The sequence below is a fragment of the Cupriavidus phytorum genome, assembly GCF_003254285.1.
In the GTDB taxonomy this organism is placed as follows: domain Bacteria; phylum Pseudomonadota; class Gammaproteobacteria; order Burkholderiales; family Burkholderiaceae; genus Cupriavidus; species Cupriavidus phytorum.
In genome coordinates, this window is sequence record NZ_QKZN01000005.1 from 276,713 (window position 1) to 303,398 (window position 26,686).

A 26,686-nucleotide genomic window follows, 5' to 3' on the forward strand; every position below is an offset into this window, starting at 1 on the left:
CTTTTCCCCTGAGGAGATGAAATGAAACGTCGTGCCCTGATGCTCGCCACGGCTGCCGCCCTGGCCGCTTCCGCCTTCGCCCCCGCCGGCGCGATGGCCCAGACTTACAAGTCCGAGTACAAGATGTCGCTGGTGCTCGGCCCGGCCTTCCCGTGGGGCAAGGGCGGCGAGATCTGGGCCGACCTGGTCAGGCAGCGCACCAGCGGCCGCATCAACATCAAGCTGTACCCGGGCACCTCGCTGGTGGCGGGCGACCAGACCCGCGAGTTCTCGGCGATCCGCCAGGGCGTGATCGACATGGCGGTGGGGTCGACCATCAACTGGTCGCCGCAGGTCAAGGAGCTGAACCTGTTCTCGCTGCCGTTCCTGATGCCCGACTACAAGGCGCTCGACGCGCTGACGCAGGGCGAGGTCGGCAAGTCGATCTTCGCCACGCTGGAGAAGGCCGGCGTGGTGCCGCTGGCGTGGGGCGAAAACGGCTTCCGCGAAGTGTCGAACTCCAAGCGCGAAATCCGCAAGCCGGAAGACCTGAAGGGCCTGAAGCTGCGCGTGGTCGGCTCGCCGCTGTACATCGAGACCTTCAACGCGCTGGGCGCCAACCCGACCCAGATGAGCTGGGCCGACGCGCAGCCGGCGATGGCCTCGGGCGCGGTCGATGGCCAGGAAAACCCGCAGTCGGTGTTCGCCGCCGCCAAGCTGTACACGGTCGGCCAGAAGTACGTCACCACCTGGGGCTACGTCGCCGACCCGCTAATCTTCGTGGTCAACAAGCAGATCTGGGAAAGCTGGACCCCGGCCGACCGCGAGATCGTCAAGCAGGCCGCCATCGACGCCGGCAAGCAGGAGATCGCACTGGCGCGCAAGGGTTTGGCCGAGGCCGGCGCGCCCGCGTGGAAGGACATGGAAGCCCACGGCGTCAAGGTCACGCACCTGACCCCGGCCGAGCATGACGCCTTCCGCAAGGCCACCGCCAAGGTCTACGACAAGTGGAAGAAGCAGATCGGCGCCGACCTTGTCACCAAGGCAGAAGGCGCGATCGCCAAGCGCTGAGTCATGAAGCAGGCCCGCCGGCATCGGCGGGCCTGTTGCATTGGAGGCTGAGATGAAGCACGTCTATACCGTGGTGATGCCGATCCGCTGGGGCGACATGGACGCCATGGGCCATGTCAACAACACCGTCTATTTCCAGTACCTGGAGCAGGCGCGCATCGAGTGGTTCGCGTCGCTGGGCCGCGGCGGCAAGGATGCGCAAGGGCAGGGGCCGGTCATCATCAATGCGCATATGACCTTCCTGAAGCAACTGCGCTATCCGGGCCAGATCGAATGCCGGGTCTATGCCGGGCAGCTGGGCCGCACCAGTTTCGAGACGCGCATGGAGATCCGGCGCACCGATCTGCCCGAGGTGGTGTGGGCAGAAGGTGGGGCCAAGGTGGTGTGGTGCGACTATGCGCAGGAGAAATCGGTGCCGGTGCCGGCGGAGATCCGGGCGATCATCGAAGGGTGATGGTTGCCAGCGTCAGTGAGCCACCAGCCGCTGCACCAGATCCACCGACGTACTCGCCCCATACTTTTTCATCAGCCGCGCCCGGTAGATATCGACCGTGCGCGGGCTGATCGCCAGCAGCTTGCCGATCTGCTTGCTGGTCTTGCCTTCCACCAGCTGCGCCGCGATCTCGCGTTCGCGCGCGGTCAGTTCGGCGGTGACCTGGCGCTTCTGCGACAGATCCTCGAAGGTCCAGATCCCTGCGCCGAGCGGCTGGCTGCGGTCCAGCGCGCGTCCGGTGACGTGGCACCAGAACAGTTCCCCGCCGGCGCGCTTCATGATGCGTTCGTCCGAATACATGCCGCGCTTGCCCATGATCGGCGCGATGCGCGCGCCGGTGCGCTCGAACTCGTCGGCGGTGGGATAGAGCACCTGGAACGACTGGCCCAGCAGGGCCTCGCGCGTGGTGCCGAAGATGCGGCAGACCTCTTCGTTGCAATCCTCGATCACGCGCTCGCGTGACAGCACCAGGCCCACGGGGGCGAGCTGGAAGGCGGTCTGGTAGTCGATGGCGGGCATCTGCTTATGTATTTTTACGTAATGGCGTAGCCGGCTGTGCTTGCGTATGCTGTCGGTCGGACGCGTTACGGCGACGGCCGACCGCCCGTTGCCGATTGTACCGTTACAATTTCCCTGCGTCGCCCGCCGCACTACCCGCCGGCGGGGAGATCGACAGGGACTACCGAGGAAGGAGCGAAGCATGAACAAGGTCTACGCCAGCGCCGCAGAAGCGCTTGCAGGCGTCGTCCGCGACGGCCAGACGATCGCTGTGGGCGGTTTCGGCCTGTGCGGCATCCCCGAGGCGCTGATCGGCGCGCTGCGCGACAGCGGCGCCAAGCAGCTGACCTGCATCTCCAACAACGCCGGCGTCGACGGCTTCGGCCTGGGCCTGCTGCTGGCCACGCGCCAGATCAAGAAAATGATCTCGTCCTACGTGGGCGAGAACAAGGAGTTCGAGCGCCAGTACCTGGCCGGCGAACTGGAACTGGAATTCACCCCGCAGGGCACGCTGGCCGAGAAGCTGCGCGCCGGCGGCTCGGGCATCCCGGCCTTCTTCACCAAGACCGGGGTCGGCACCATCGTCGCCGAAGGCAAGGAAATCCGCGAATTCGACGGCGAACAGTATGTGATGGAGCGTTCGCTGACCGCCGACGTGGCGCTGGTCAAGGCCTGGAAGGCCGACAAGGCCGGCAACCTGGTGTTCCGCCGCACTGCGCGCAACTTCAACCCGATGTGCGCGATGGCGGGCAAGGTTACCGTGGCCGAGGTCGAGCAGATCGTCGAGACCGGCGAGCTCGATCCCGACGAGATCCACCTGGCCGGCATCTTCGTGCAGCGCCTGGTGCTCAACGCCAACCCCGAGAAACGCATCGAGCAGCGCACCGTGCGCGCGGCCAGCTAAGGAGACCCCATCATGGCATGGACACGTGACGAAATGGCCGCGCGCGCCGCGGCCGAGCTGCAGGACGGTTTCTACGTCAACCTGGGCATCGGGCTGCCGACGCTGGTGGCCAACTGGGTGCCGGAAGGCATGGAAGTCTGGCTGCAATCCGAGAACGGCCTGCTTGGCATCGGCCCGTTCCCGACCGAGGCGGAGGTCGACGCCGACATGATCAACGCCGGCAAGCAGACCGTGACCACGCTGCCGGGCTCGTCGATCTTCTCGTCGGCCGACTCGTTCGCGATGATCCGCGGCGGCCACATCAACCTGGCCATCCTTGGCGCGATGCAGGTCAGCGAGAAGGGCGACCTCGCCAACTGGATGATCCCGGGCAAGATGGTCAAGGGCATGGGCGGCGCGATGGACCTGGTCGCCGGCGTCGGCCGCGTGGTGGTGCTGATGGAACACACCGCCAAGAAGAAGGACGGCACCGAGGACCTCAAGATCCTGAAGCAGTGCAACCTGCCGCTGACCGGCGTGGGCGTGGTCAACCGCATCATCACCGACCTGGGCGTGATCGACGTGACCGCGGACGGCCTCAAGCTGGTGGAAACCGCGCCGGGCGTCAGCCGCGAGGAAATCCAGGCGAAGACGGGGGCGCCGCTGCTGTAAGCAGGTTCCCGCGCATACCGGCATCAGCAACCCCCTGCGAGCTATGCGCTTGCAGGGGGTTCTTGTTTTCACGCGACCTTGAGCGTGAGGTGGCCGATCGGCTCCAGCGCGGGGCTGACCTTGATCTCGATGTCATACCCAAGCCGGTTCAGGCAGTCCATCAGCTTGCGCTCCGACAGGTTGGCGAAGTCTCCGCGCAGCAGTCCGGAGACCTTCGGTTGCGGGATGCCCATGCGGTGGGCCGCTTCTTCCTGAGTCAGGCCAAGGCCGCGTATAGCCCGCGTGATCTCGATGGCCAGTCCGGACTTGATCCGGAGCTTGTCGGCGTCCGGAACGCCCAGGTCGGCAAACACGTTGCCGGAACTGGCCTCGACCTCGATGCCATCAATCCTGCGTTTTGCCATGTCGTAACTCCCATGCCAGCGCTTCGGCGACCTTCAGCCTGGCGCGAATGATCTCGATGTCTGCCTTTGGCGTGGCGATGCCGTGTTTGCTCTTCTTCTGGAAGCAGTGAAGGACGAACACCGCTTCAGCGAACTTCACGGTATAGACAGCGCGGTAGGTGCCGGCAGCGTCGTCCTCCAGTATTTCGAGCACTCCGGCGCTGCCAAAACCCTTGAGCGTCTTCGCCGCATCGTGTCGGTCACCGCGCTGGGCAAAATGCAGGGCATGGCCGAAAAACCTCCGCACGTCGAGCGGAAGCTCGGTCAGGTCCTTCTTGCTGCTCCCGATCCAGAACAGTGGTTTTTCGTTGGCTGGCATCGGGGCAATATACCTGAACTGGTATAAGCCAGTACCGCTGAAAACGCAAGACTTGATTTGAGTCAGGCTTCAGCGCGTTCCAGGTGGCTGGATGACGCTTCGACCTATGTCATGCGGACGACGCTGGTAGCTCTTTCGGCGAATGGCCGGGCTGCTGGCCTTGCCACTAAGCTGGCCGCTTTCCGTATGGGCGCCGCCCTGCGACGAACCGACTTGACGGAAGGTGCGCGATGCCCGCTTCCCCCACCCGAACCCTGCCCCTGGTCTACGCCTGCTCCGGCTGCTCCAGCGTGGCGCAACTGGCCAATGCCTGCGCGGTGCGGCTGGACCGCGGCGGCCGTGCAGAGATGTCGTGCATCAGCGGCGTGGGCGGCGGCGTGCCGGCGCTGACGCGGGTGGCGCGGTCGGGCCGGCCGATCCTGGCGCTGGACGGGTGTCCGCTGGCTTGCGTGCAGGCGTGCCTGGCCAATGTGGGCGTGGTGCCGGACCAGCACCTGGTGCTGAACCGGCTGGGCGCGGTCAAGCGCCAGCACGGCGAATGCACCGAGGACGAGACCGAGGCGGTGTGGCGGGAGGTCGAGGCGGCGCTGCAGCGCCTTGCGGTGGGATAGGGCATTGCCGGATGCGCCGCGGCGCATCCGGCGCGGCGGCACGTCAGGCCGCCGGCTTGTTGTGGCGGCTGAACACCGACGCGGCGCCGTCGGCCTTGACCAGCAGCACGTCGAACGGATCCTTGCGCGGTCCCTGTTCCATGCCCGGCGAGCCGACCGGCATGCCCGGCACCGCCAGCCCGACCGCCTTGGGTTTGGCGGCCAGCAGCTTGCGGATATCGGCGGCGGGCACATGGCCCTCGATCGCATAGCCGGCGATATGGCCGGTATGGCAGGAGCCGAAGCGCTCGGGCATGCCGAAGCGCTTGCGGTATTCGCCGGTATCCTCGACGTCATGCACCGTCACGGTGAAGCCGTTGGCCCGCAGGTGCTTGACCCAGTCCTCGCAGCAGCCGCACAGCGGGCTCTTGTAGACGTCGATGGCGAGCGGCTTCGCCTGCGCGAAGGCATCGGCCGCGGGGCCCAGCACGCCCGCGGCGAGCGTGCCGAGCGCCAGCGCGCCCAGGGTCCCGAGAAAACGTCGTCGTTGCATCATTGCTTGTTGCTCCTTGCTGTGGTGCCGTGATGCGGCACCTTACTGCGCCACCCAGCCGCCATCCATGTTCCAGATCGCGCCGCGCACCTGGCGCGCCGCTTCGGACGACAGGAACACGGCCAACGCGCCCAGCTCGTCGGGCGTGACGAACTGGCCCGAGGGCTGCTTCTCCAGCACCAGTTCGCGCTTGGCCTGCTCGACCGGGATGCCTTCCTTCTGCGCGCGGGCTTCGACCTGCTTCTGCACCAGCGGCGTCAGCACCCAGCCAGGGCAGATCGCGTTGGCGGTGACGCCGGTCTGCGCGGTTTCCAGCGCGGTCACCTTGGTGAAGCCAACGATGCCGTGCTTGGCCGCCACGTAGGCGGACTTCTGCGCCGAGGCTACCAGCCCGTGCGTCGAGGCGACATTGATGATGCGGCCCCAGTTCTTCTGCTTCATGCCGGGCAGCGCCAGGCGCGTGGTATGGAAGGCCGAGGTCAGGTTGATGGCGATGATCGCGTCCCAGCGCTCGGGCGGGAAATCCTCGATGGTGGCGACGTGCTGGATGCCGGCATTGTTGACCAGGATGTCGGCGCCGCCGAAGTCGGACTGCGCGTAGCGCATCATGTCTTCGATCTCGGCCGCCTTGCTCATGTCGGCGCCGTGGTAGCCGACGCGGATGCCCTGGCCGGCCTGCGCGATCTCGCTCTTTGCGGCGTCCGCGTCACCGAAGCCGTTGACGATGATGTGAGCGCCCTGCGCCGCCAGCGCCTTTGCGATGCCGAGCCCGATGCCGCTGGTCGAGCCAGTCACCAGTGCGGTCTTGCCGTTGAGCATGTAAGCCTCCGTCGAGAGAAAGGGGATGCCACGGCAGTACAGCCGCCGGATGGGCGGCGCGCGCCGTGGCGGTGCGCGCCCCGCGCGCGAGGGCGCGGACACTGTGCTGTGGCATTGTACCCGCTGCGGCGTACAATCCAGCTTTGCTCAACTTCCGGCGGTGGCGCCTCCTGGCGCTGTGCGGTCCGGTTTGTCAGGGAGTCCAGATGTCTGCCAGTCCGCGTCTCGGTTTCGTCCAGTGCATCAGTCCGGCGGGCCTGCACCGCATGGCCTACCACGAGTGGGGCGACCCCGCCAATCCGCGCGTGCTGGTGTGCGCGCACGGCCTGACGCGCACCGGGCGCGACTTCGACGCCGTGGCGCGCGCGCTGTGCGGCGACTACCGCGTGGTGTGCCCGGACGTGGTCGGCCGCGGCCGTTCCGAATGGCTGGCCGATGCCAACGGCTACGTGGTGCCGCAGTATGTCGCCGACATGGTCACGCTGATCGCGCGGCTCAATGTGGAGAAGGTGGACTGGTTCGGCACCTCGATGGGCGGGCTGATCGGCATGGGCCTGGCGGGGCTGCCCAAGTCGCCGGTGCGCAGGCTGCTGCTCAATGACGTCGGCCCCCGCATCGCGCCCTCGGCGGTCGAGCGTATCGGTGCCTACCTTGGCCTGCCGGTGCGCTTCAAGACCTTCGAGGAAGGGCTGGCGTACCTGCAGACCATCAGCGCCTCGTTCGGGCGCCACAGCGCCGAGCAGTGGCGCGAGCTCAACGCCGCCATCCTCAAACCGATGCAGGGTGCGGACGGCCTGGAATGGGGCTTGCATTACGATCCGCAGCTGGCACTGCCGTTCCGCAAGTCGACGCCCGAGGCCATCGCCGCCGGCGAAGCCGCGCTGTGGCGCAGCTTCGAAGCCATCGAGGCGCCGGTGCTGGTGGTGCGCGGCGCGCAGTCCGACCTGCTGCTGCGCGAGACCGTGGCCGAGATGGTGGCGCGCGGCCAGCATGTAAGCTCGGTGGAAGTGCCCGACGTGGGCCACGCCCCGACCTTTGTCGATCCGGCGCAGATTGCGATCGTGCGCCAGTTCTTTACCGGCGCCTGAGCGCGCCAGCGGCCGGCCTGATTGTGATCCGGCAGTTTTTATCGAGTTACGCATTGCCATGAGTCTTCCTGAACTGAAGCGCGCCCACGTCGGCAAGCGCCTGTCCGAATACGCGGTCTACAACGGTGTGGTCTATCTGGCCGGCCAGGTCCCCGAGGTCGATCCCAAGGCCGATATCCGCGGCCAGACGCGCGAGGTGCTGGGCCATATCGACCGCCTGCTGGCCGAAGCCGGCAGCGACAAGACCCGCATCCTGTCGTGCCAGATCTTCCTGACCAATATCGACCTGATCGGCGAGATGAACGAGGTCTGGGACGCCTGGGTGCCGCAAGGCAATACGCCGCCGCGTGCCACCGTCGAGGCCCGCCTGGCCAATCCCGATTACCTGATCGAAGTGGTGGTGACCGCTGCGCTCAACTGATGCAGGCGCTGTGACATGGTGACGTCGACCGACCTGGCTGGCCGGGTCGCGGGCATTCCGGATACCGAGCTGGTGGAACGCGCACTGGCTTACGTGCGCGAGCACGGTGCCGGCGTTGCGCTGCCCACCGGCGAGACCGTGCAGTCGCACGCGGAGGGGATGCTGCGCATCCTCGATGGCCTGCGCGTGGACGATTCCGCGCGCGCGGCAGCGTGCCTGTTCGGGCTGGCGGCATTCGTGCCCGAGACCGAGGCCGAGATCGAACCGCGCTTCGGCGAGGAAGTGGCGCGGCTGGTCAACGGCGTGCGGCAGCTGCTGCGCATCGGCGCCATCGCCGGCAACCGCCCCGAGGTGGAGTCGGCCGCGCCGTCGAAGAACGAAGCCCAGGCGCGCCACGAGCAGGTCGAGGCGCTGCGCAAGATGCTGCTGGCCTTTGCGCAGGACATCCGCGTGGTGCTGGTGCGGCTGGCGTCGCGGCTGCAGACGCTGCGCTGGCTGGCCGAGACCAAGCAGGCGCCGCTGCCCGGCGTGGCGCGCGAAACGCTCGACATCTACGCGCCGCTGGCCAACCGCCTGGGCATCTGGCAGATGAAGTGGGAGCTGGAAGACCTCGCCTTCCGCTTCGAGCAGCCCGATACCTACAAGCGCATCGCCCGCCTGCTGGATGAAAAGCGCATCGAGCGCGAGGGCTATATCGCCGGCGCGATCGCGCGGCTGCAGTCCGAGCTGACCGCCGCCGGCATCCGCGCCGAGGTGAGCGGCCGGCCCAAGCACATCTACAGCATCTGGAAGAAGATGCGCGGCAAGGAGCTGGATTTTGCCGACCTGTACGATGTGCGCGCGTTCCGCGTGATCGTCGACGATATCAAGGACTGCTATACGGTGCTCGGCATCGTCCACCATATCTGGCAGCCGATCCCGCGCGAGTTCGACGACTACATCTCGCGGCCCAAGGCCAACGGCTACAAGTCGCTGCACACGGTGGTGATCGGCGACGACGGGCGCGCCTTCGAGGTGCAGATCCGCACCCACGAGATGCACCACTTCGCCGAATACGGCGTGGCCGCGCACTGGCGCTACAAGGAGGCGGGCAGCCGCGGCTATGCCGGGCAGTTCTCCGCCAGCGAGCGCTACGACGAGAAGATCGCCTGGCTGCGCCAGCTGCTGGCGTGGAAGGACGATGCCGACCACAGCGTGGCGCACGACGAATCGTGGGAGCAGATCAAGCACGCCGCGATCGACGACCACATCTACGTGCTGACGCCGCAGGCGCGCGTGGTGGCGCTGCCGCAGGGCGCGACCGCGGTGGACTTCGCCTACTACCTGCACAGCGACCTCGGCCATCGCTGCCGCGGCGCGCGCGTGGACGGCACCATGGTGCCGCTGAACACGCCGCTCAAGAACGGCCAGACCGTCGAGATCATCGCGGTCAAGCAGGGCGGGCCGTCGCGCGACTGGCTCAATGCCGACCTGGGCTACCTCGCCAGCAGCCGCGCGCGTGCCAAGGTGCGCGCGTGGTTCAACGCGATGGACTCGCAGGAGACCATCGCGCAGGGCCGCGCGCTGATCGACAAGACCCTGCAGCGCGAAGGCAAGACCGCGGTCAAGCTGGAAGACCTGGCGGCGCGGCTGGGCTTCAAGACCCCCGACGAGCTGTTCGCCGCGGTGGCCAAGGACGAGTTCAGCCTGCGCCATGTGGAGCACGCGCTGCGCCACCCGGAAGGCGAAGTCCAGGCGCCGCTGAGCGAGGAAGACGCCGTCACCAAGAAGAGCCGCGCCACCAGCGTGGCGCGCGGTGCCAAGAGCGGCGTGCTGGTGGTCGGCGTCGATTCGCTGATGACGCAGATGTCGCGCTGCTGCAAGCCGGCGCCGCCCGACGAGATCGTCGGCTTTGTCACGCGCGGGCGCGGGGTGTCGATCCATCGCCGCAACTGCCACACCTTCCAGCAACTGTCGGCGCGCGCGCCGGAGCGCGTGATCCAGACCGAGTGGGGCAAGAAGAGCCACGCCGCGGTCTATCCGGTCGATATCCAGGTCGAGGCGATCGACCGGCAGGGCCTGCTGCGCGACATCTCCGAAGTGCTGTCGCGCGAGAAGATCAATGTCACCGGGGTCAAGACGCTGTCGAGCAAGGGCGTGGCGCGCATGCAGTTCACCGCCGAGGTGTCCGAGGCCACGCAGCTGCAGCGGGCACTGCTGATGATCGAGGAAGTCCAGGGGGTGTTGCAGGCAAAAAGAAAGTGATGCTATACTTGCGGCTTCGCTAGGCTCGTAGCTCAGCTGGTTAGAGCACCACCTTGACATGGTGGGGGTCGTTGGTTCGAGTCCAATCGAGCCTACCAACGAATTGCAGTAAAGCAGTAACAAGAAGTGCGGCAAGTCCGATTCAACCCCATACGGAACGGAAGGGCATCATGGTTATGACACCGCGAACTACTACCGCTGGCAAGCGACAGTAGTCGAGGTGCGCCTTCGACCCGGTTGGATCGGGTTTGACAAAGAGAAACGCGGCCTTGGCCGCGTTTTTTTTCGTCCGTCGCTTGCCAGCAGCCCTGATAAGCTGCCGCCTTCCCGTGCGGCAGGCGGGGCAGCCAAGAACAGATCGCCAGCGCGCAGGCATGCGGGCCGGTGCCACAAGATGCAGTTTGATCCGCTCAGGCCGGCGCAAGGCGCCGCCGGCGGAACCTGGAGAGTCGAAATGATCGCAATCACGCTGCCGGACGGGTCCCGACGCGAGTTTCCCGGCCCGGTGACGGTTGCCGAAGTGGCGCAGAGCATCGGCGCCGGCCTGGCCAAGGCCGCGCTGGCCGGCAAGGTGGATGGCCAGCTGGTCGACACCAGCTACCGGATCGAGCGCGATGCGGAACTGGCCATCGTCACGGACAAGGATGCCGATGGCGTCGACGTGATCCGCCACTCCACGGCGCACCTGCTGGCTTATGCCGTCAAGGAGCTGTACCCGGAGGCGCAGGTGACGATCGGCCCGGTGATCGAGAACGGCTTCTACTACGACTTCGCCTACAAGCGCCCCTTCACGCCGGAAGACCTTGTCGCCATCGAGAAAAAGATGACGGAGCTGGCGCGCAAGGACGAAAAGGTCACGCGCGAGGTGTGGAACCGCGATGAAGCGGTGGCGCTGTTCGAGTCGATGGGCGAGAAGTACAAGGCCGAGATCATCGGCTCGATCCCGGCCGACCAGGAAATCGGCCTGTACCGCGAAGGCAATTTCGTCGATCTGTGCCGCGGGCCGCACGTGCCGTCGACGGGCAAGCTCAAGGTCTTCAAGCTGATGAAGGTGGCCGGCGCCTACTGGCGCGGCGATGCCAACAACGAGATGCTCCAGCGCATCTACGGCACGGCATGGGCGAAGAAGGAAGACCAGGAAGCCTACCTGCACATGCTGGAAGAGGCCGAGAAGCGCGACCATCGCAAGCTGGGCAAGACGCTCGACCTGTTCCACCTGCAGGAAGAGGCGCCCGGCATGGTGTTCTGGCACCCGAAGGGCTGGCAGGTTTGGCAGGCCGTCGAGCAGTACATGCGCGGCCGGCTGACGGACGCCGGCTACGACGAGGTGCGCACGCCGCAGGTGATGGACCGTTCGCTGTGGGAGAAGTCGGGTCACTGGCAGAACTACAAGGAGAACATGTTCGTCACGGAGTCGGAGAAGCGCGACTACGCGATCAAGCCGATGAACTGCCCCGGGCATGTGCAGATCTTCAACCACGGCCTGCGCTCGTACCGCGACCTGCCGCTGCGCCTGGCCGAGTTCGGCGCCTGCCATCGCAACGAGCCGTCCGGCGCGCTGCACGGGTTGATGCGCGTGCGCGGCTTTGTGCAGGACGATGCGCATATCTTCTGCACGGAAGAGCAGATCGTCGCCGAAGCCAAGGCCTTCAACGAACTGGCTTTCTCCGTTTACGACGACTTCGGCTTCAAGGATGTGAAGGTCAAGCTGTCGCTGCGCCCGGACCAGCGCGCCGGCTCGGACGAGATCTGGGATCACGCGGAAGAGGGTCTGCGCCTGGCGCTGCGCGCCTGTGGCGTGGACTGGGAGGAGCTGCCGGGCGAGGGCGCCTTCTATGGCCCCAAGGTCGAGTATCACATCAAGGACGCGATCGGCCGCTCGTGGCAGTGCGGCACGCTGCAGCTGGACCTGGTGCTGCCCGAGCGCCTGGATGCCGAGTACGTCTCCGAGGACAACTCGCGCAAGCGTCCGGTGATGCTCCACCGCGCCATCCTGGGCTCGTTCGAGCGTTTCCTTGGCATCCTGCTGGAAAACCATGCCGGCGCGCTGCCGGCCTGGCTGGCCCCGGACCAGGTGGTGGTCATGAATATTGCGGATTCGCAGGCAGAATACGCCGAAAGCGTCGTGCAATTGCTGCAAAAACAAGGGTTTAGGGCCAAGGCCGATTTGCGTAACGAGAAAATTACGTATAAAATCCGCGAGCATTCGCTTCAAAAAGTCCCCTACCTGCTGGTAGTGGGCGACAAGGAGCGGGATGCCAATCAAGTGGCCGTGCGTGCCCGTGGCAACGTGGATCTGGGCGTGATGCCCGTCTCCGCGTTTGTTGAGCGTCTGCAACACGACGTCGCCAGCAAAGCCTGAGGGTGGTGAGCACGGCTTGTTTTTTTGTCTTCTTGAGGTAACGCAACATCGCTACGGACAAAGGTCATCGCATCAACCGGGAAATCAGCGCGCCTGAACTGCGCCTGGTAGGGGTTGATAACGAGCAGCTCGGCATCGTCAAGTTCATGGACGCTCTGCGGCTGGCTGAGGACAAGGACTTGGACCTGGTGGAGATCGCCCCCAACGCGACTCCGCCCGTCGCCCGGATCATGGATTACGGGAAGTTCAAGTACGAGGAAGCCAAGCGCGCCCACGAGGCCAAGCTGAAGCAGAAGATCATCCAGGTCAAGGAAGTCAAGTTCCGGCCGGGTACGGATGATGGCGACTACAACGTCAAGCTGCGCAACCTGAAGCGCTTCCTGGAAGATGGCGACAAGACCAAGATCACGCTGCGGTTCCGTGGTCGCGAGATGGCCCACCAGGAAATCGGCGCGCGCATGCTCGAACGCCTAAAGGCGGACCTGGAAGAGATCGGCCAGGTCGAGCAGATGCCGAAGATGGAAGGGCGCCAGATGGTGATGGTGCTCGCCCCCAAGAAGAAGAAGTAATTCCTGTGCGGTGCGGCGGCCGGGATGCGAGTCATCCCGGCGTTGCTTCGTGCGGAAGTCGCGCGGGGTCCGCAAGGACCATCGCGCAACAACAAGTGGATGCGGGTCTTGCAAGCGTCGGCGTCAGCCGTCCACCTGCATGCATGTCATATGAGCTGGAGTTTTTCATGCCGAAGATGAAGACGAAGAAAAGCGCCTCCAAGCGCTTTACTGCCCGTCCGAACGGTTCGTTCAAGCGTGGCCAGGCCTTCAAGCGTCACATCCTGACCAAGAAGACCACCAAGAACAAGCGTCAACTGCGCGGTACTCAGGACGTCCATGAGACGAACCTGAAGTCGGTGCGCGCGATGATGCCTTACGCATAACCCCTGACGACAACGAAAGGAGAATTACATGCCTCGAGTAAAGCGTGGGGTCACTGCACGGGCCCGTCACAAGAAGGTTATCGACGCTGCCAAGGGTTACCGCGGCCGTCGCAATAATGTCTATCGCATCGCCAAGCAGGCGGTCATGCGTGCTGGCCAGTACGCGTACCGCGATCGCCGCAACAAGAAGCGCGTGTTCCGCGCGCTGTGGATTGCGCGTATCAATGCCGCGACGCGTGAGCATGGCATGACCTACAGCGTGTTCATGAACGGTCTGAAGAAGGCCTCGATTGAACTGGACCGCAAGGTGCTGTCGGACATGGCTATTCACGACAAGCCTGCCTTTGCCGCCATCGTCAACCAGGTGAAAGCCACCGTTGCCTGATGCCGGCTCCGGCGGCGCGCAAGCGCTGCCGGGCAAGCACCGACCGCAAGGTCGACCGCTGACCGCAAGGTCCGCTGAAACGGGGCTCCTCACCGAGCCCCGTTTTTCTTTGCGTTTCCGGATGCCGTTTTGCGATTGTTGACCAGACCGCATCCGGAAACGCATACCGCACGAAGTGCCAACCCACGTCGGGCCGGCCCTGTCGCATGACAAGGTTGCGCCGACGCCAGAACACTCCACGACCGCCGCCATGTCTCAGGATCTGGACCAAATCGTCGCCGACGCCCAGGCCGCTTTCGCCGCCGCCAATGACAACGCCACGCTGGAAAACGAGAAGGCCCGCTTCCTCGGCAAGACCGGCGCGCTGACCGAACTGCTCAAGGGCCTCGGCAAGCTTGACCCGGAGACCCGCAAGAGCGAGGGCGCGCGCATCAACCAGGTCAAGCAGCAGGTGGAAGCCGCGCTGCAGGGGCGCCGCCAGGCGCTGGCCGACGCGCTGATGAACGCGCGCCTGGCCGCCGAGGCCATCGACGTCACGCTGCCCGGCCGCGCGGTGGCGCGCGGCAGCCTGCATCCGGTGATGCGCACCTGGGAGCGCGTCGAGCAGATCTTCGGCTCGATCGGCTTCGACGTGGCCGACGGCCCCGAGATCGAAACCGACTGGATGAACTTCACCGCGCTGAACAACCCGGACAACCACCCGGCGCGTTCGATGCAGGACACCTTCTACGTGGATGGCCGCGACAGCGAAGACAAGCTGCTGCTGTTGCGCACCCACACCAGCCCGATGCAGGTGCGCTACGCCAGGATGCACGTGGAGAAGTACGCCGGCAAGGCGATGCCGCCGATCAAGGTGATCTGCCCGGGCCGCACCTATCGCGTCGACAGCGACGCCACCCACTCGCCGATGTTCAACCAGGTCGAAGGCCTGTGGATCGGCGAGGACGTCAGCTTTGCCGACCTGAAGGGCGTGTACACCGATTTCCTGCGCAAGTTCTTCGAGCGCGACGACATCCAGGTGCGCTTCCGTCCGTCGTACTTCCCGTTCACCGAGCCGTCGGCGGAAATCGACATGGCCTTCGGCAATGGGAAATGGCTGGAAATCTCCGGTTCGGGCCAGGTGCATCCGAACGTGCTGCGCAACATGGGCCTCGATCCCGAGCGCTATATCGGTTTCGCGTTCGGCTCCGGCCTCGAGCGCCTGACCATGCTGCGCTATGGCATCAACGACCTGCGCCTGTTCTTCGAGGGCGACGTGCGCTTCCTGCGCCAGTTCGCCTGAACGGCGCAACGTCAAACTCGTCACCGACTACACAGAATACTTACCGGATCAGAAGCGCCATGCAATTCTCGGAATCCTGGCTTCGCACCTTCGCCAACCCTGAAAAGATGTCCACCGACGCGCTGTCGCACAGCCTGACCATGGCCGGCCTGGAAGTGGAAGAGGTGGGCCCGGTCGCGCCGCCGTTCGACAAGGTGGTGGTCGCGCACGTGCTGTCGACCGAGCGCCATCCCAACGCCGACCGCCTCAACGTGTGCCAGGTCGATGCCGGCACCGGCGAGACTCTGCAGATCGTCTGCGGCGCGCCCAACGTCAAGCCCGGCATCAAGGTGCCGTGCGCGCTGGTCGGCGCGGTGCTGCCCCCGGCAGAGGACGGCGGCAAGCCGTTCGAGATCAAGGTCGGCAAGCTGCGTGGCGTCGACAGCTACGGCATGCTGTGCTCGGCGCGCGAACTGAAGCTGTCGGAAGACCACGGCGGCCTGATGGTGCTGCCGGAAGACGCGCCGGTCGGCCAGAGCATCCGCCAGTACCTGGACCTCGACGACCAGGTCTTCGTCATCAAGCTGACGCCGAACAAGGCCGACTGCCTGTCGATCCATGGCGTGGCGCGCGAAGTGTCGGCGCTGACCGGTGCCGCGCTGAACCTGCCCGACATGCAGCCGGTGGCGGTGACGATCCAGGACAAGCTGCCGGTCAAGGTGTCGGCGCCTGACCTGTGCGGCCGCTTCTCCGGCCGCATTATCCGCGGCGTCAACGCGCGTGCCGCCACCCCGCTGTGGATGGTGCAGCGGCTGGAACGCTCGGGCCAGCGCAGCGTGTCGGCGCTGGTCGATATCTCCAACTACGTGATGCTGGAGCTGGGCCGGCCCTCGCACGTGTTCGACCTGCACAAGATCCATGGCGGCCTGGATGTGCGCTGGGGCCGCAAGGGCGAGCAGATCAAGCTGCTGAACGGCAACACCATCGAGGTCGACGAGCAGGTCGGCGTGATCGCCGACGACAAGGAAATCGAAAGCCTTGCCGGCATCATGGGCGGCGACAGCACCGCGGTCACGCTGGATACCACCGACATCTATCTCGAAGCCGCGTTCTGGTGGCCGGCCGCGATCCAGGGCCGCAGCCGCCGCTACAACTTCTCGACCGACGCCGGACACCGCTTCGAGCGCGGCGTGGACTACGCCACCACGGTCGAGCATATCGAGCGCATCACCGCGCTGATCCTCGAGATCTGCGGCGGCCAGGCCGGCCCGGTCGACGACCACGTGGTCAACCTGCCGGTGCGCAAGCCGGTCAGCCTGCGCGTGGCGCGCGCCGAGCGCGTGCTCGGCATCGAGCTGTCGCCGGCCGCCATTGCAGACGTGTTCCAGCGTCTGCAGCTGCCGTTCACGCGCGCCCAAGGCGCCGAAGGCGAAGTGTTCGAGGTCACGCCGCCGAGCTACCGCTTCGACATCGAGATCGAGGAAGACCTGATCGAGGAAGTCGCGCGCATCTACGGCTTCGAGCGCATCCCGGCACGCCCGCCGGTCGCCGAAAGTGAAATGCGCCCGACCGACGAAGCCCGCCGCTCGACCCACGTGGTGCGCCACGCCGTGGCCGCGCGCGACTACCAGGAAGTCATCAACTTCGCCTTCGTCGAAGAGAAGTGGGAGCGCGACTTCGCCGCCAACGACAAGCCGATCCGCCTGCTCAACCCGATCGCCAGCCAGCTGGCGGTGATGCGCTCGACGCTGATCGGCGGGCTGGTCGACAAGGTGCGCTACAACCTCAATCGCAAGGCCGCGCGCGTGCGCCTGTTCGAGGTCGGCCGCGTGTTCCATCGCGACGCCGAGGTCGGCGACGGCGGCCTCACCGTGGCCGGCTATGACCAGCCGATGATGGCTGCGGGCATCGCCTACGGCCCGGCATTCGAAGAGCAGTGGGGCGTTGCCACGCGCAATGTCGACTTCTTCGATATCAAGGGCGATGTCGAGGCGCTGTTCCATCCGCGCGTGCCGCGCTTCGAGCCGGTCTCGCACCCGGCGCTGCATCCGGGCCGCGCCGCGCGCGTGCTGCTCGACGGCAAGCCGGTGGGCGTGGTCGGCGAACTGCATCCGCGCTGGCTGCAGGAATATGAGCTGGCGCATGCGCCGGTGCTGTTCGAACTGCAGCTCGACGCGCTGCGTGCTACCGGCCTGCCGGCGTACACCGAGATCTCCAAGTTCCCCGCGGCCGTGCGTGACCTGGCCGTGGTCGTGAAGCAATCGGTACGCGTGCAGGACTTGCTCGACACCATGCGCGCGGCCCTGGAAAAACAGGGTTACGGCCGCTTCTGCCAGGGCCTGGTGCTGTTCGACGAGTTCCGTCCCAAGGGGGCTTCCACGGCCATCGGCGCGGACGAGAAAAGCCTTGCGTTCCGGGTGACCTTGCAAGATACTGGGTCGACCCTACAGGACGAAACCGTCGACAGCGCGGTGCGCTGCATGGTCGACGCGCTGGCCGAAGCCTTCCAGGCGCGGCTGCGCGGCTGATCCGTCGCCAGCACCGACGGAGCACCATAAAAAAGGGCGCCCGGGCTTGCCCCGGGCGGATCGCCAGACAGACACTCGAGCGATCGACATGAATGATCGAGACGCGAATTCCATGACCGCTGCAGCACTGGGTGAGATGAGCGACCGGCAGGCATCCTCCCTTGACGAGGCAATGCCGGACGCCCGCGCGACCGAAGTTCCAACGCTGACCAAGGCCGAGCTTGCCGAGATGTTGTTCGACCAGGTGGGCCTGAACAAGCGTGAGTCGAAGGACATGGTCGAGGCCTTCTTCGATGTCATCCGCGAAGCGCTGGAGCAGGGCGACAGCGTCAAGCTTTCCGGTTTCGGCAACTTCCAGTTGCGCGACAAGCCGCAGCGGCCCGGCCGCAATCCCAAGACCGGCGAAGTCATCCCCATCACCGCGCGCCGCGTGGTGACGTTCCACGCCAGCCAGAAGCTCAAGGGCCTGGTCGAAGAACGCGCCGGCATCGCCGGCTGACCCGTCACCCGAACGGCGGATTGCTTCCCGAGGCCGGCATCGGTATTCTTCTGGGCGCGCGCGTGACGCGCGCCAACCTCCTGGCCGGCATGGCCTGACGCTCGTCTACACACTGCATGTCGGACAAACCCAGCGACCGCATCGCGTTGCCGCCGATCCCGGCCAAGCGCTACTTCACCATCGGTGAGGTGAGCGAGCTGTGCGCCGTCAAGCCGCACGTGCTGCGCTACTGGGAACAGGAGTTCACGCAGCTCAAGCCGGTCAAGCGTCGCGGCAACCGCCGCTACTACCAGCACCATGAAGTCCTGCTGATCCGCCGCATCCGCGAGCTGCTCTACGAGCAGGGTTTCACCATCAACGGCGCGCGCAATCGCCTCGACGAGGGCCGCCATCACAGCGCGGCCGCGGCAACGCAGGAATCGATGGAAGCCGGCGTGGAAAAAGCGCCGGCATTGTCGGTTGACATTGCCGGCCTGCGCAATGCGCTGGTCGAAGTGCAGCACCTGCTGGCGCAGCTGCGCGAGATCGCCAAGCACGGATAATTTCCACGTCGGGACCTAGTCATACGAGAAATGCTTCTGTTATAATCTTTTGCTTCGGGGCGTAGCGCAGCCTGGTAGCGTACCTGCATGGGGTGCAGGTGGTCGGAGGTTCAAATCCTCTCGCCCCGACCAGACAAGAAACCCGCTTGGTAAATCGCCAAGCGGGTTTTTTTAATTTCCGTCTCCCGTTATCGGGCGTGCTACTTCGCCCGTGGTCACGCGTGAGCGCGGCCTGGCCGTTTTTCGATTCTGCCCGTTGCACCTATAGTGGTGGCACAGTGGACTTCATCGCGACGGAGGCTGTAATGAGCGACAAGGGCAACGGGATCGTCGGCACCACATGCATCGCCCTGGCAGTAGCCGGTCTGGCGCTGACCGCATCGCTGGTGCTTGCTTATTACGCGACGCGTGCGCGTGTGGAAGGGCAGCGCGCCGGCGGCGGCTGACGCGCTGCGGACTGTTCAGCCCTGGATATCGCGAGGATCGTTGCCAAAGCTGTTGCGCATCCGGATGCGGCCGTCACGGCCGTGGACGAGCAGTTCTGCCTGGAGTTGCCGGGCTTTCTCGGTGCCCGCGGCGATCGCGTCTTCTTGCGTCGCGTAAAGCTGGCGCCCGCCCGCGCCGTCTTCGGATTCAATGGCCCAGCCGTTGTCGAGCGGTACGACGTGGATGTTCTTGGCCGGCATGGCGCACCTCCGTGGTGGAAGATGCCCTAGTCTCCACGCTGCTTCCCGCGGCCGGTATCGGTGACCGTCTGACAGCGCCGGTGTCTTTTGCGGCGCAGTTCGCGGTAGCGGCCTTGGCCATGTGATCCCTCGGGCCGGAAATCAGAAAAAGCGCCCGGATACAGGGATGCTCGGGGCATGGCGCTGACGCCGGTGCACGTAGACTGGATGGGCTGTACTCGCCAGCCCGCCCGCACCCCGCCGCGGCGGGCTGTTTTTTTGTGCGGTGCTATCGGAGCAGCCGCTGCCACCGCATGTCAGGTCCGCGCACGAGTCCGGCAAGCGTCGCCGCGCTGGCCAGTTCGAACTCGCTGAACTGGAAGGCCGGCGCGACGGTGCAGCCGACCAGCGCAAAGTCCTCGGGGCCGCCCGCATCCACGCGTTCGGCGGCAAACCACTGGCCACCCGGCACCAGCGCCTGGAACGCCGCGCCGGGATGCCGCAGCGGGTCGCCCAGGCACTGGGTGACGATGGTGCCGTCGACGATGCGGTGCACGTCCAGCGGGGAGCCGGCGTGGTAGTGCCACAGTTCGTCGGAACGGATGCGATGCCAGGCGGAATAGTCGGTCCCGCAAAGCATGTAGTGGATGGCGGTGCAGGCCTCGCGCGTGCGGCCGTCCTGGCATGCGACGCGCTCCTCGCTGCGATAGGTTTCGCGGTAGTAGCCGCCTTCCGGATGCGGCCGCAGGTCGAGTGCGTGGATCAGCTGGCGGGCGGTCGGGCTCAGGTCTGGCATGGGGGCATGGCGCGCGGCGCATTGGCGGAATCGGAAGGCGTAGCTTAAAGCAAGGCGAAGCGCGCCTGCGCGGGGCCCACCAGCGCAGGGCGGCTCACCGGGTAGCGGTGGCGCATGCCTTGCGACTCGAACGACAGGAAGTCCGGGGTCCAGCGCAGCGATTGCAGCTGGCGCGGCTCGATGCCGTCGACCACGATGGCGCCTGCGTTGACGCAGACGCTGCCGCAGCGCAGCCGCACGGATTCGGTGTCGTCGCCAAAGTAATGCGCTTCGAGCAGGATGGAATCGGACTGGTACAAGGGCATGGCAGTGTCCAGATACTGTATGGATGTACAGTATAGCCGCGGCATGCCGTTCGGTCATCCTCCGGATTCTCAATTTCGGGCGATGGCGCGGCGGTGCGATGGCACAGCCTGGTATAACCTGAAACCGGTAACAGTCCTCACGACGCTGTCTTGCCGCGACCGCCGGGTCGCTACAGGAGATGCCATGGCTGGAAGCGGAAGCAAAGCCTGCTGGTTCGGCCTTGGCGTGCTGCTTGGCGCGGCGGCCGGCGGCGCGTTGGCGCGGTCGTCGCTGTCGGCACGCACGGCCGCCGGTCAGCGCGAACCGCGTCAGTCCGATGCGCCCCTGCTGCCTGCCGATGTCACCGCGGACCAGGTGCTGACCGATGCCGCCACCGACGTGCTCGAGTACCGCGGCTTCGTCATCCACGTGTTCTGCCACGCGCTCGGCATGGGGCGGTTCAAGGCGCTGTGCGATATCTGGGAAGCGGGTGCCGTGGTGCTCGAAGGCGGGGCCCCGCCGACCACCCATGCCACGCCGGACGAGGCGCGGGCCGCGGCGATTGCGTGGGCGCAGCAATGGGTGCAGCGCAATGGTTGAAGCGCGGGGCCATGCCGGCCGACCGGCGCAATCGGCGCAATCGGCGGCAAATCGACCCGCTGGCGCGCGACAGGCCTGATAATCGCGTCCGTGCCGACAGTCGATCGGCACGATCCTCCAGGAGAATTCATGTTTGTTTGTGGGAACCAGGCGTGCGGCGCCAGCTGGCAGCCGGACGAGGTGCAGATCCGCGATGAAGGGCAGGGACTGGTGTTCCGCTGCCCGCAGTGTGGCGCGCGCAACCATGTCGTGGCGCGCACGGCCAAGGATGGCAGCACGACCTATCGCCAGGTACCCGCCGGCGCAGTGCAAAAGGAACCAGCAAAGCGGCCCGCCGGAGCGCGCCCGAAGGTACCTCGGAAGGCACCGGCCCAGGGCCGCGCCAAACCCGCATCGCGCTGACCGGCACCGGCTGCAGGCCATGTTACCCCACCTGTGTGGGGTCAAATTCACATCGTTGGCGGCTTAAGCTAGTTTAGGCAGGACCGTTAAACACAACATGGACTTTGCCGACCTTCCCAACGACCCCGCTTCCAATGCCGAGCGCATGGGCTGGGCCAACGCTTCGCCCGAAGTTATCGCGAAGGTGTTGAACTCGGCGCTGGCGGCGCAAGACCTGTCCGGCTTTGCCGCGCTGCTGTCGGACATCGCGCGCGACCGCGGCCTGAAGGGTGAGCGCGCGGCGCACCAGTCGATCTACGACATGCCGTACGCCAGCCTGCTGCCGCGGCAGAAGCACCTGCTGTCCGATGCCTTCGAGCTGCTGATCCTGCTCGGGCTCGAGCTGCGCCCGCGCAGCGCCGACGCCGATGCGGACCTAGGCGCTGATCCTGACGCTGACACCGACGAGTAAGCCGGCAGCCCCGGTGGCGGCTAGCTTCGCTCCAGCATGCCGATCTCGCGCACCGCGACCGACAGCATCGACAGTCCCGCCGCGCCGGAGGCGCGCTGGTCCGCCAGCATGCGCGTAAAGCGTTCGAGCGCGCCATGGCGGCTGGCGCGCCAGGCGTCGATCATCGCTTCCGGCGAGGTCTGATCTCCCGCTTGAGACAGCACGCTAACCGTCAGCGCGCGCTTGAGCCGTCCGAGGTCTTCGAGCGTGGTGGTGCGCGCCAGCAGGTCCCAGTGGGTGTCCGATGGCAGCGCCAGCGCGCGTTCACGCAGCCAGCTGAAGCTCAGGTGGCTGTCCAGCGCAAAGTACACCCCCGCGACCAGGTCCAGGCTGCGCTCGCACGCCGCGGCCACTTCGGCGATGTCGAGCGCGGCGGCGGAAATCTCGCTGCCGGCCACGCGCGTGGCCAGCGTCTCGGCCACGCCCGCCTCGGTCAGCGCGCGCGTATGCTCTGCCAGCGCCGCGGCATCCGCCTGCGGCAATAGTTTCGGCAAGCGGGGTCCCAGCCACTGTGCCGCCTGCGCAAAGCGTGCCAGGTCTTCGGTGGCGCTGCTGCCGCTGCGCAGATAGCGGATGAACCACAGGCATGCGCGCTCCAGCAGCAGCGCCACCGCGCCGAACATGCGCGCCTGCTCGGCGTCGGCCACGCGATTGTCGAGCGCGTCGATCTCCTGCCACAGCGCGGTCAGCCCGAACACGTCGCGCGCGATCAGGCAGGCGCGCACGATATCGGCGGGACGCGCATCGGTTTCTTCCATGATCCGGTGCACGAAGGTGGCACCGATGCGGTTGACCAGCATATTGGTCAGGTGCGTCGACAGGATCTCGCGCCGCAGCGGATGGCGCTGCATGGCTTCGCCATAGCGCTGGCGCAGCGGCACCGGGAAGTAATCGGCAAGCAGGCCGGCAACCAGGGCGTCTTCCGGCAAGTCTGAGCCCAGCAGCTCGTCGTACAGCCACATCTTGCTGTAGGCCAGCAGCACCGCGCGCTCGGGCGAGGTCAGGCCTTCGCCGGCCAGCTTGCGCTCGGCAATGTCCTCATCCGAGGGCAGGAATTCGAGCGCGCGGTTCAGCCGGCCGGCGCGTTCCAGCCAGCGCACCAGGCGCGCCTCGCCGTCGAGCAGCGCGCCGCTGCTGCGGCCGGCCACCGACAGCGCCTGGGTCTGGTAGTAATTGTCCTGCAGCACCAGCAGGCCGACTTCGTCGGTCATCTCGGCCAGCAGCTTGTTGCGCTGCTTTTCGGTCATCTCGCCGTCGGCGACCACCAGTCCCAGCAGGATCTTGATGTTGACCTCGTGGTCGGAGCAGTCGACGCCGGCCGAGTTGTCGATGGCATCGGTGTTGATGCGGCCGCCCTTGCGCGCGAACTCGATGCGGCCCAGTTGCGTAAAGCCGAGGTTGCCGCCTTCGCCGACCACCTTGCAGCGCAGTTCGTTGCCATTGACGCGCACCGCGTCGTTGGTGCGATCGCCCGCCTGCAGGTGCGTTTCCTGGCTCGACTTGACGTAGGTGCCGATGCCGCCGTTGTAGAGCAGGTCCACCGGCGCCATCAGGATGGCGTGGATCAGTTCGGCCGGCGACAGCGCGCTGGCGGTGATGCCGAGCACTGCCTGCACCTGTGGCGACAGCGGGATGGTCTTGGCCGTGCGCGGATAGATGCCGCCGCCGGCGGAAATCAGCGTGGCGTCGTAGTCGGCCCAGCTCGAGCGCGGCAGCCCGAACAGCCGCGCGCGTTCCTGCAGGCTGCGCGCCGGGTCCGGATCCGGGTCGAGGAAGACGTGGCGGTGGTCGAACGCGGCCACCAGCCGGATATGCGGCGACAGCAGCATGCCGTTGCCGAATACGTCGCCCGACATGTCGCCGATGCCGGCGACAGTGAAATCCGTGGACTGGATGTCGACGCCCATCTCGCGAAAATGCCGCTTGACCGATTCCCACGCGCCGCGCGCGGTGATCCCCATCTTCTTGTGGTCATAGCCGACCGAGCCGCCGGAGGCGAAGGCATCGCCCAGCCAGAATCCGTACTCGCCCGAGATCGCATTGGCGAAGTCCGAGAAGGTGGCCGTGCCCTTGTCCGCGGCCACCACCAGGTAGGGGTCGTTGTCGTCGTGGCGCACCACGTCGGGAGGCGGCACCAGCTCGCCGGCGACGAGGTTGTCGGTCAGGTCCAGAAGACCGCGCAGGAAGGTCTGGTAGCAGGCGATGCCTTCGCGCAGGAAGGCGTCGCGGTCGGTGGGCGGCGGCGGGCGCTTGACCACGAAGCCGCCCTTGGAGCCGACCGGCACGATCACCGTGTTCTTGACCATCTGCGCCTTCATCAGGCCCAGCACTTCGGTGCGGAAGTCCTCGCGCCGGTCCGACCAGCGCAGCCCGCCGCGCGCCACGCGTCCGCCGCGCAGGTGCACCCCCTCCACGCGCGGCGAGTAGACCCAGATCTCGAACATCGGGCGTGGCTCCGGCAAGCCTGGCACCAGCGCGGGATTGAACTTGAACGACAGGTACGGTCGCGGCTGGCCGTCCTCGCCACGATGGAAATAGTTGGTGCGCACGGTGGCGTTGATCACGCCGAGGAAGAGCCGCAGGATGCGGTCTTCGTCGAGGTTGGGGACCTTGTCCAGCGCCGTGCCGATGTCGGCCAGCAGCTTGTCGCAGCGTGCCTGGCGCGCGGTGTCGGCGGCCACCTGGCTGAAGGTGTCGAAGCGCGCCACGAACAGCGCCACCAGCATCGCGGCAATGGCGGCGTTGCCGGTCAGCGCGCGTTCGATATAGGCATCGCTGAAGGTCGAGCCCACCTGCCGCAGGTAGCGCGCGTACGCGCGCAGGATGGTGACATCGCGCGCGGCCAGTTCGGCGCGCAGCACCAGGCGGTTGAGGTCGTCGTTCTCGATCTCGCCGTGCCATGCGCGCGCAAAGGCATCCTCGAACAGCGCCTTGACGCGCGCGATGTCGAACTCCGCGGCGCTGCTGCCATCGGCGATTTCGAGTCCGAAGTCGTGCACCCATAGCGGTGCGCCGCTGTCGGGCTCGATCAGGTAGGGGCGCTCTTCATCGACGCGCACGCCCAGGTGCTCCAGCATCGGCAGGCTCAGCGACAGCGCGATCGGTTCGCCGGCGCGGTACACCTTGAAGCGGAACGCACCCGGCGCGGCTTCGATCGGCCGGTACAGGTTCATCGCCATGCCGTTGCCGCGCCGCGCATGCTCCATCAGCTCGATATCGCGCACCGCGGTGCGCGCCGGATAGTCTTCGCGGTAGCCGGCGGGGAACGAGCCGCCATAGCGCTGCAGCAGCCGGTTGCCGTGCTCTTCGCCGTGGCTTTCGTGCAGCGCTTCGGCGAGGTCGTCCTGCCAGCGGCGGCTGGCATGAACGATGCGCGCTTCCAGCTCCTGCGTGTCGACCTTGGGCATGGTGCCGGGCTCGCCGCGCACGGTCAGCTGGATGCGCGCCAGCGGCGATTCCGACAGCAGCGGCGTGAACTCGCAGCTGGTGCCGTGGAAGGCCGTGGTCAGCAGCTTCTGGATTTTCTGGCGCAGGTCGGTGTTGTACTTGTCGCGCGGCACGAACACCAGGCACGAGACAAAGCGATCGAAGCGGTCGCGCCGTACGAACAGCCGCGTGCGCTGGTGCTCCTGCAGCCGCAGGATGCCGGTGGTGATGTCGAACAGCTCGTCCTCGGTCGCCTGGAACAATTCGTCGCGCGGATATTGCTCCAGGATCGTGACCAGCGACTTGTACAGGTGGCCCTTGGCGAGGAAGCCGGCGCGCGCCAGGATGTTGGCGCACTTGCGCCGCACCAGCGGGATGTCGGCGATCGGCGCCATGTAGGCGGTCGAGGTGTAGAGGCCGACGAAGCGCCGCTCGCCGAACAGCTGCCCGTTTTCATCGAGCAGCTTGACGCCGACGTAGTCGAGATAGCCGGGCCGGTGCACCGTGGCGCGCGAATTGGCCTTGGTCAGGAAGATTGGCGAGCTGCCTTCGATGATCGCGGTGGCCGCCGCGGGCAGCGGCGTCAGGTCTTCGGCATCGGGCTCGCGCAGGCTCTCGCGCAGGATGCCGGCGCCCGAGCCCGCCACGCCGCGCAGGAAGTAGCGTCCGTCGCGCGCCACCAGCTGGTAGTCGCGCTGTCCCAGGAAGGAGAAATGGTCGTCCATCATCCATTCGAGGAAGGCGCGCGCCTCGACGCTCTCCGCCGAAGCCGCATCCGGCGCCTGCGCCATCACGCCGATGGTGGCGCGCGTGATGTCGCACATCTTCGGCCAGTCTTCCACCGCGGCGCGCACGTCGACCAGCACTTGCGAGATGCCGTTGCGCAAGGCGTCGAGGCGCGACGACTCGCCGGTGCGGTCGATCTCGAAATGGATGAAGGACTCCAGGCGCGAGCTGTCGCCGGACTCGCCGGCGCCGGCGGGGGCGATCCGCTCGATGCCGGTGCCGCCGCGCCAGACCCGGAATACCGGATGGATGGCCGAATGCAGCGCCAGGCCCTGCCGGTTGATCTCCATGGTCACGGAGTCGACCAGGAACGGCATGTCGTCGTTGACGATCTCGACCACGGTGTGGTCGGAGTGCCAGCCGTGCTCTTCCAGGTTGGGGTTGTAGACGCGGATGCGGGCGCTGCCGGGGGTGAACTTCTGCGCCGTCTGCCAGTGCGCCATCACGGCGCCGTACAGGTCGGCCACCTCGCGCCGCAGCAGGTCTTCGGCATCGGCCTGGTCGTAGTAATGCAGCAGGAAGGGCTCGACCACGCCGAACATCGCCGCCGGGAGCCGCCCGCGCGCGAAGTTGGCGAGTTCGTCCAGCAGGTGCGCGACCTTGTCTTCGTTCTCCTGCGGCATGTTCCCCTCCTCGCGGTGTCGATGGGCCG

The 26,686-nt window shown here is 66.3% G+C and carries 28 protein-coding genes and 2 tRNA genes; 21 read left to right on the forward strand and 9 right to left on the reverse strand.

Annotated elements, in window-relative coordinates; genetic code table 11:
- The first annotated feature begins 21 nt into the window (after positions 1-21).
- Both C7416_RS15460 and C7416_RS15465 read left to right on the forward strand, forming a co-directional pair.
- The gene (locus tag C7416_RS15460; protein WP_111519730.1) at positions 22-1,050 is read left to right on the forward strand and encodes a DctP family TRAP transporter solute-binding subunit; all 1,029 of its coding nucleotides are present in this window, start codon (positions 22-24) and stop codon (positions 1,048-1,050) included.
- Positions 1,051-1,102: 52 nt separating this feature from the next.
- Complete coding sequence (locus C7416_RS15465; RefSeq protein WP_111519731.1) at positions 1,103-1,504, forward strand: acyl-CoA thioesterase; 402 nt, start codon at positions 1,103-1,105, stop codon at positions 1,502-1,504.
- A gap of 12 nt (positions 1,505-1,516) precedes the next feature.
- On the opposite strand, the gene C7416_RS15470 is transcribed toward C7416_RS15465, so the two are convergent.
- Complete coding sequence (locus C7416_RS15470; RefSeq protein ID WP_018006818.1) at positions 1,517-2,062, reverse strand: PAS and helix-turn-helix domain-containing protein; 546 nt, start codon at positions 2,060-2,062, stop codon at positions 1,517-1,519.
- Positions 2,063-2,243: 181 nt separating this feature from the next.
- On the opposite strand from C7416_RS15470, the gene C7416_RS15475 reads away from it, so the two are divergent.
- Together C7416_RS15475 and C7416_RS15480 are read left to right on the forward strand one after the other, a co-directional pair.
- Positions 2,244-2,945, forward strand: a complete 702-nt coding sequence (locus tag C7416_RS15475; RefSeq protein WP_111519732.1) for a CoA transferase subunit A — start codon at positions 2,244-2,246, stop codon at positions 2,943-2,945.
- Positions 2,946-2,957: 12 nt separating this feature from the next.
- The gene (locus C7416_RS15480; RefSeq protein WP_018006816.1) at positions 2,958-3,596 is read left to right on the forward strand and encodes a CoA transferase subunit B; all 639 of its coding nucleotides are present in this window, start codon (positions 2,958-2,960) and stop codon (positions 3,594-3,596) included.
- Positions 3,597-3,664: 68 nt separating this feature from the next.
- Here C7416_RS15480 and C7416_RS15485 read toward each other — a convergent pair whose 3' ends face one another.
- The gene (locus C7416_RS15485; protein WP_111519733.1) at positions 3,665-4,000 is read right to left on the reverse strand and encodes a helix-turn-helix domain-containing protein; all 336 of its coding nucleotides are present in this window, start codon (positions 3,998-4,000) and stop codon (positions 3,665-3,667) included.
- Positions 3,981-4,358, reverse strand: a complete 378-nt coding sequence (locus C7416_RS15490) for a type II toxin-antitoxin system RelE/ParE family toxin (RefSeq protein ID WP_111519734.1) — start codon at positions 4,356-4,358, stop codon at positions 3,981-3,983. Before C7416_RS15490 ends, C7416_RS15485 begins: the two co-directional genes overlap by 20 nt.
- A gap of 230 nt (positions 4,359-4,588) precedes the next feature.
- Here C7416_RS15490 and C7416_RS15495 point away from each other — a divergent pair, with 230 nt between their 5' ends.
- Positions 4,589-4,969, forward strand: a complete 381-nt coding sequence (locus tag C7416_RS15495; protein ID WP_111519735.1) for a putative zinc-binding protein — start codon at positions 4,589-4,591, stop codon at positions 4,967-4,969.
- 43 nt (positions 4,970-5,012) lie between these two features.
- Here C7416_RS15495 and C7416_RS15500 read toward each other — a convergent pair whose 3' ends face one another.
- Both C7416_RS15500 and C7416_RS15505 read right to left on the reverse strand, forming a co-directional pair.
- Positions 5,013-5,504, reverse strand: a complete 492-nt coding sequence (locus C7416_RS15500; RefSeq protein WP_111519736.1) for a DUF411 domain-containing protein — start codon at positions 5,502-5,504, stop codon at positions 5,013-5,015.
- A gap of 39 nt (positions 5,505-5,543) precedes the next feature.
- The gene (locus C7416_RS15505) at positions 5,544-6,320 is read right to left on the reverse strand and encodes a 3-hydroxybutyrate dehydrogenase (RefSeq protein WP_111519737.1); all 777 of its coding nucleotides are present in this window, start codon (positions 6,318-6,320) and stop codon (positions 5,544-5,546) included.
- A 206-nt stretch (positions 6,321-6,526) separates the two neighbouring features.
- Here C7416_RS15505 and C7416_RS15510 point away from each other — a divergent pair, with 206 nt between their 5' ends.
- The 14 genes from C7416_RS15510 (at position 6,527) to C7416_RS29170 (ending at position 19,030) form a co-directional block, all read left to right on the forward strand.
- Positions 6,527-7,408, forward strand: a complete 882-nt coding sequence (locus C7416_RS15510) for an alpha/beta fold hydrolase (protein ID WP_111519738.1) — start codon at positions 6,527-6,529, stop codon at positions 7,406-7,408.
- A 58-nt stretch (positions 7,409-7,466) separates the two neighbouring features.
- Positions 7,467-7,829 carry a RidA family protein gene (locus C7416_RS15515; RefSeq protein ID WP_012352549.1) on the forward strand — a complete coding sequence of 121 codons (363 nt, stop codon included), beginning with the start codon at positions 7,467-7,469 and terminating at the stop codon, positions 7,827-7,829.
- A 15-nt stretch (positions 7,830-7,844) separates the two neighbouring features.
- Entirely contained in the window at positions 7,845-10,073 is a 2,229-nt protein-coding gene (locus tag C7416_RS15520; protein ID WP_111519739.1) for a RelA/SpoT family protein, read from the forward strand.
- Between the two features lie 21 nt (positions 10,074-10,094).
- Positions 10,095-10,171 (forward strand) — tRNA-Val (locus tag C7416_RS15525).
- 356 nt (positions 10,172-10,527) lie between these two features.
- Complete coding sequence (thrS, locus tag C7416_RS15530) at positions 10,528-12,435, forward strand: threonine--tRNA ligase (RefSeq protein WP_111519740.1); 1,908 nt, start codon at positions 10,528-10,530, stop codon at positions 12,433-12,435.
- Positions 12,436-12,482: 47 nt separating this feature from the next.
- On the forward strand, positions 12,483-13,004 hold the full coding sequence (infC, locus tag C7416_RS15535; RefSeq protein ID WP_081479471.1) for a translation initiation factor IF-3: 522 nt from the start codon (positions 12,483-12,485) through the stop codon (positions 13,002-13,004).
- A gap of 167 nt (positions 13,005-13,171) precedes the next feature.
- Positions 13,172-13,369, forward strand: coding sequence for a 50S ribosomal protein L35 (gene rpmI, locus C7416_RS15540; protein WP_006575466.1), 198 nt, complete (start codon positions 13,172-13,174; stop codon positions 13,367-13,369).
- A gap of 28 nt (positions 13,370-13,397) precedes the next feature.
- Positions 13,398-13,754, forward strand: coding sequence for a 50S ribosomal protein L20 (rplT, locus tag C7416_RS15545; RefSeq protein ID WP_008650487.1), 357 nt, complete (start codon positions 13,398-13,400; stop codon positions 13,752-13,754).
- 250 nt (positions 13,755-14,004) lie between these two features.
- Positions 14,005-15,036: a phenylalanine--tRNA ligase subunit alpha gene (pheS, locus tag C7416_RS15550; protein WP_111519741.1), complete on the forward strand. Its 1,032-nt coding sequence runs from the start codon at positions 14,005-14,007 to the stop codon at positions 15,034-15,036.
- A 59-nt stretch (positions 15,037-15,095) separates the two neighbouring features.
- On the forward strand, positions 15,096-17,543 hold the full coding sequence (gene pheT / locus C7416_RS15555; RefSeq protein WP_111519742.1) for a phenylalanine--tRNA ligase subunit beta: 2,448 nt from the start codon (positions 15,096-15,098) through the stop codon (positions 17,541-17,543).
- A gap of 88 nt (positions 17,544-17,631) precedes the next feature.
- Positions 17,632-18,042 (forward strand): integration host factor subunit alpha, encoded by a 411-nt coding sequence (locus C7416_RS15560; RefSeq protein ID WP_111519743.1) that lies wholly within the window; start codon positions 17,632-17,634, stop codon positions 18,040-18,042.
- A gap of 116 nt (positions 18,043-18,158) precedes the next feature.
- Complete coding sequence (locus C7416_RS15565; RefSeq protein ID WP_111519744.1) at positions 18,159-18,584, forward strand: MerR family transcriptional regulator; 426 nt, start codon at positions 18,159-18,161, stop codon at positions 18,582-18,584.
- Between the two features lie 55 nt (positions 18,585-18,639).
- Positions 18,640-18,716: transfer RNA gene (locus tag C7416_RS15570), tRNA-Pro, on the forward strand.
- A 173-nt stretch (positions 18,717-18,889) separates the two neighbouring features.
- Entirely contained in the window at positions 18,890-19,030 is a 141-nt protein-coding gene (locus C7416_RS29170) for a hypothetical protein (protein ID WP_172582630.1), read from the forward strand.
- Between the two features lie 15 nt (positions 19,031-19,045).
- Here C7416_RS29170 and C7416_RS15575 read toward each other — a convergent pair whose 3' ends face one another.
- The 3 genes from C7416_RS15575 to C7416_RS15585 all read right to left on the reverse strand — a co-directional run bounded on the left by C7416_RS15575 (position 19,046) and on the right by C7416_RS15585 (position 20,350).
- A complete protein-coding gene (locus C7416_RS15575; protein WP_062798162.1) occupies positions 19,046-19,270 on the reverse strand; it encodes a DUF2188 domain-containing protein in 225 nt (74 codons plus the stop codon).
- Positions 19,271-19,538: 268 nt separating this feature from the next.
- Entirely contained in the window at positions 19,539-20,045 is a 507-nt protein-coding gene (locus tag C7416_RS15580) for a cupin domain-containing protein (protein WP_111519745.1), read from the reverse strand.
- A 44-nt stretch (positions 20,046-20,089) separates the two neighbouring features.
- Entirely contained in the window at positions 20,090-20,350 is a 261-nt protein-coding gene (locus C7416_RS15585; RefSeq protein WP_111519746.1) for a hypothetical protein, read from the reverse strand.
- A gap of 184 nt (positions 20,351-20,534) precedes the next feature.
- Between C7416_RS15585 and C7416_RS15590 the strand changes: the two genes are divergently transcribed.
- Positions 20,535-20,930 carry a hypothetical protein gene (locus tag C7416_RS15590; protein WP_111519747.1) on the forward strand — a complete coding sequence of 132 codons (396 nt, stop codon included), beginning with the start codon at positions 20,535-20,537 and terminating at the stop codon, positions 20,928-20,930.
- A 499-nt stretch (positions 20,931-21,429) separates the two neighbouring features.
- On the forward strand, positions 21,430-21,783 hold the full coding sequence (locus C7416_RS15600) for a hypothetical protein (protein WP_111519749.1): 354 nt from the start codon (positions 21,430-21,432) through the stop codon (positions 21,781-21,783).
- A gap of 20 nt (positions 21,784-21,803) precedes the next feature.
- Here C7416_RS15600 and C7416_RS15605 read toward each other — a convergent pair whose 3' ends face one another.
- Positions 21,804-26,657, reverse strand: a complete 4,854-nt coding sequence (locus tag C7416_RS15605; RefSeq protein WP_111519750.1) for an NAD-glutamate dehydrogenase — start codon at positions 26,655-26,657, stop codon at positions 21,804-21,806.
- Positions 26,658-26,686: the final 29 nt, after the last annotated feature.

What these genes read in the sequence shown, in the direction of transcription:
- C7416_RS15510 (WP_111519738.1), top strand. Translation starts at nt 6,527, where the DNA reads ATGTCTGCCAGTCCGCGTCTCGGTTTCGTCCAGTGCATCAGTCCGGCG.
- C7416_RS15590 (WP_111519747.1), top strand. Translation starts at nt 20,535, where the DNA reads ATGGCTGGAAGCGGAAGCAAAGCCTGCTGGTTCGGCCTTGGCGTGCTG.
- C7416_RS15560 (WP_111519743.1), top strand. Translation starts at nt 17,632, where the DNA reads ATGAATGATCGAGACGCGAATTCCATGACCGCTGCAGCACTGGGTGAG.
- rpmI (WP_006575466.1), top strand. Translation starts at nt 13,172, where the DNA reads ATGCCGAAGATGAAGACGAAGAAAAGCGCCTCCAAGCGCTTTACTGCC.
- C7416_RS15480 (WP_018006816.1), top strand. Translation starts at nt 2,958, where the DNA reads ATGGCATGGACACGTGACGAAATGGCCGCGCGCGCCGCGGCCGAGCTG.
- pheS (WP_111519741.1), top strand. Translation starts at nt 14,005, where the DNA reads ATGTCTCAGGATCTGGACCAAATCGTCGCCGACGCCCAGGCCGCTTTC.
- C7416_RS15475 (WP_111519732.1), top strand. Translation starts at nt 2,244, where the DNA reads ATGAACAAGGTCTACGCCAGCGCCGCAGAAGCGCTTGCAGGCGTCGTC.
- C7416_RS15470 (WP_018006818.1), bottom strand. Translation starts at nt 2,062, where the DNA reads ATGCCCGCCATCGACTACCAGACCGCCTTCCAGCTCGCCCCCGTGGGC.
- C7416_RS29170 (WP_172582630.1), top strand. Translation starts at nt 18,890, where the DNA reads ATGAGCGACAAGGGCAACGGGATCGTCGGCACCACATGCATCGCCCTG.
- C7416_RS15460 (WP_111519730.1), top strand. Translation starts at nt 22, where the DNA reads ATGAAACGTCGTGCCCTGATGCTCGCCACGGCTGCCGCCCTGGCCGCT.
- C7416_RS15495 (WP_111519735.1), top strand. Translation starts at nt 4,589, where the DNA reads ATGCCCGCTTCCCCCACCCGAACCCTGCCCCTGGTCTACGCCTGCTCC.
- C7416_RS15565 (WP_111519744.1), top strand. Translation starts at nt 18,159, where the DNA reads ATGTCGGACAAACCCAGCGACCGCATCGCGTTGCCGCCGATCCCGGCC.
- C7416_RS15490 (WP_111519734.1), bottom strand. Translation starts at nt 4,358, where the DNA reads ATGCCAGCCAACGAAAAACCACTGTTCTGGATCGGGAGCAGCAAGAAG.
- C7416_RS15600 (WP_111519749.1), top strand. Translation starts at nt 21,430, where the DNA reads ATGGACTTTGCCGACCTTCCCAACGACCCCGCTTCCAATGCCGAGCGC.
- rplT (WP_008650487.1), top strand. Translation starts at nt 13,398, where the DNA reads ATGCCTCGAGTAAAGCGTGGGGTCACTGCACGGGCCCGTCACAAGAAG.
- C7416_RS15465 (WP_111519731.1), top strand. Translation starts at nt 1,103, where the DNA reads ATGAAGCACGTCTATACCGTGGTGATGCCGATCCGCTGGGGCGACATG.
- C7416_RS15500 (WP_111519736.1), bottom strand. Translation starts at nt 5,504, where the DNA reads ATGATGCAACGACGACGTTTTCTCGGGACCCTGGGCGCGCTGGCGCTC.
- C7416_RS15585 (WP_111519746.1), bottom strand. Translation starts at nt 20,350, where the DNA reads ATGCCCTTGTACCAGTCCGATTCCATCCTGCTCGAAGCGCATTACTTT.
- C7416_RS15515 (WP_012352549.1), top strand. Translation starts at nt 7,467, where the DNA reads ATGAGTCTTCCTGAACTGAAGCGCGCCCACGTCGGCAAGCGCCTGTCC.
- thrS (WP_111519740.1), top strand. Translation starts at nt 10,528, where the DNA reads ATGATCGCAATCACGCTGCCGGACGGGTCCCGACGCGAGTTTCCCGGC.
- C7416_RS15505 (WP_111519737.1), bottom strand. Translation starts at nt 6,320, where the DNA reads ATGCTCAACGGCAAGACCGCACTGGTGACTGGCTCGACCAGCGGCATC.
- C7416_RS15605 (WP_111519750.1), bottom strand. Translation starts at nt 26,657, where the DNA reads ATGCCGCAGGAGAACGAAGACAAGGTCGCGCACCTGCTGGACGAACTC.
- C7416_RS15520 (WP_111519739.1), top strand. Translation starts at nt 7,845, where the DNA reads ATGGTGACGTCGACCGACCTGGCTGGCCGGGTCGCGGGCATTCCGGAT.
- pheT (WP_111519742.1), top strand. Translation starts at nt 15,096, where the DNA reads ATGCAATTCTCGGAATCCTGGCTTCGCACCTTCGCCAACCCTGAAAAG.
- C7416_RS15580 (WP_111519745.1), bottom strand. Translation starts at nt 20,045, where the DNA reads ATGCCAGACCTGAGCCCGACCGCCCGCCAGCTGATCCACGCACTCGAC.
- C7416_RS15575 (WP_062798162.1), bottom strand. Translation starts at nt 19,270, where the DNA reads ATGCCGGCCAAGAACATCCACGTCGTACCGCTCGACAACGGCTGGGCC.
- C7416_RS15485 (WP_111519733.1), bottom strand. Translation starts at nt 4,000, where the DNA reads ATGGCAAAACGCAGGATTGATGGCATCGAGGTCGAGGCCAGTTCCGGC.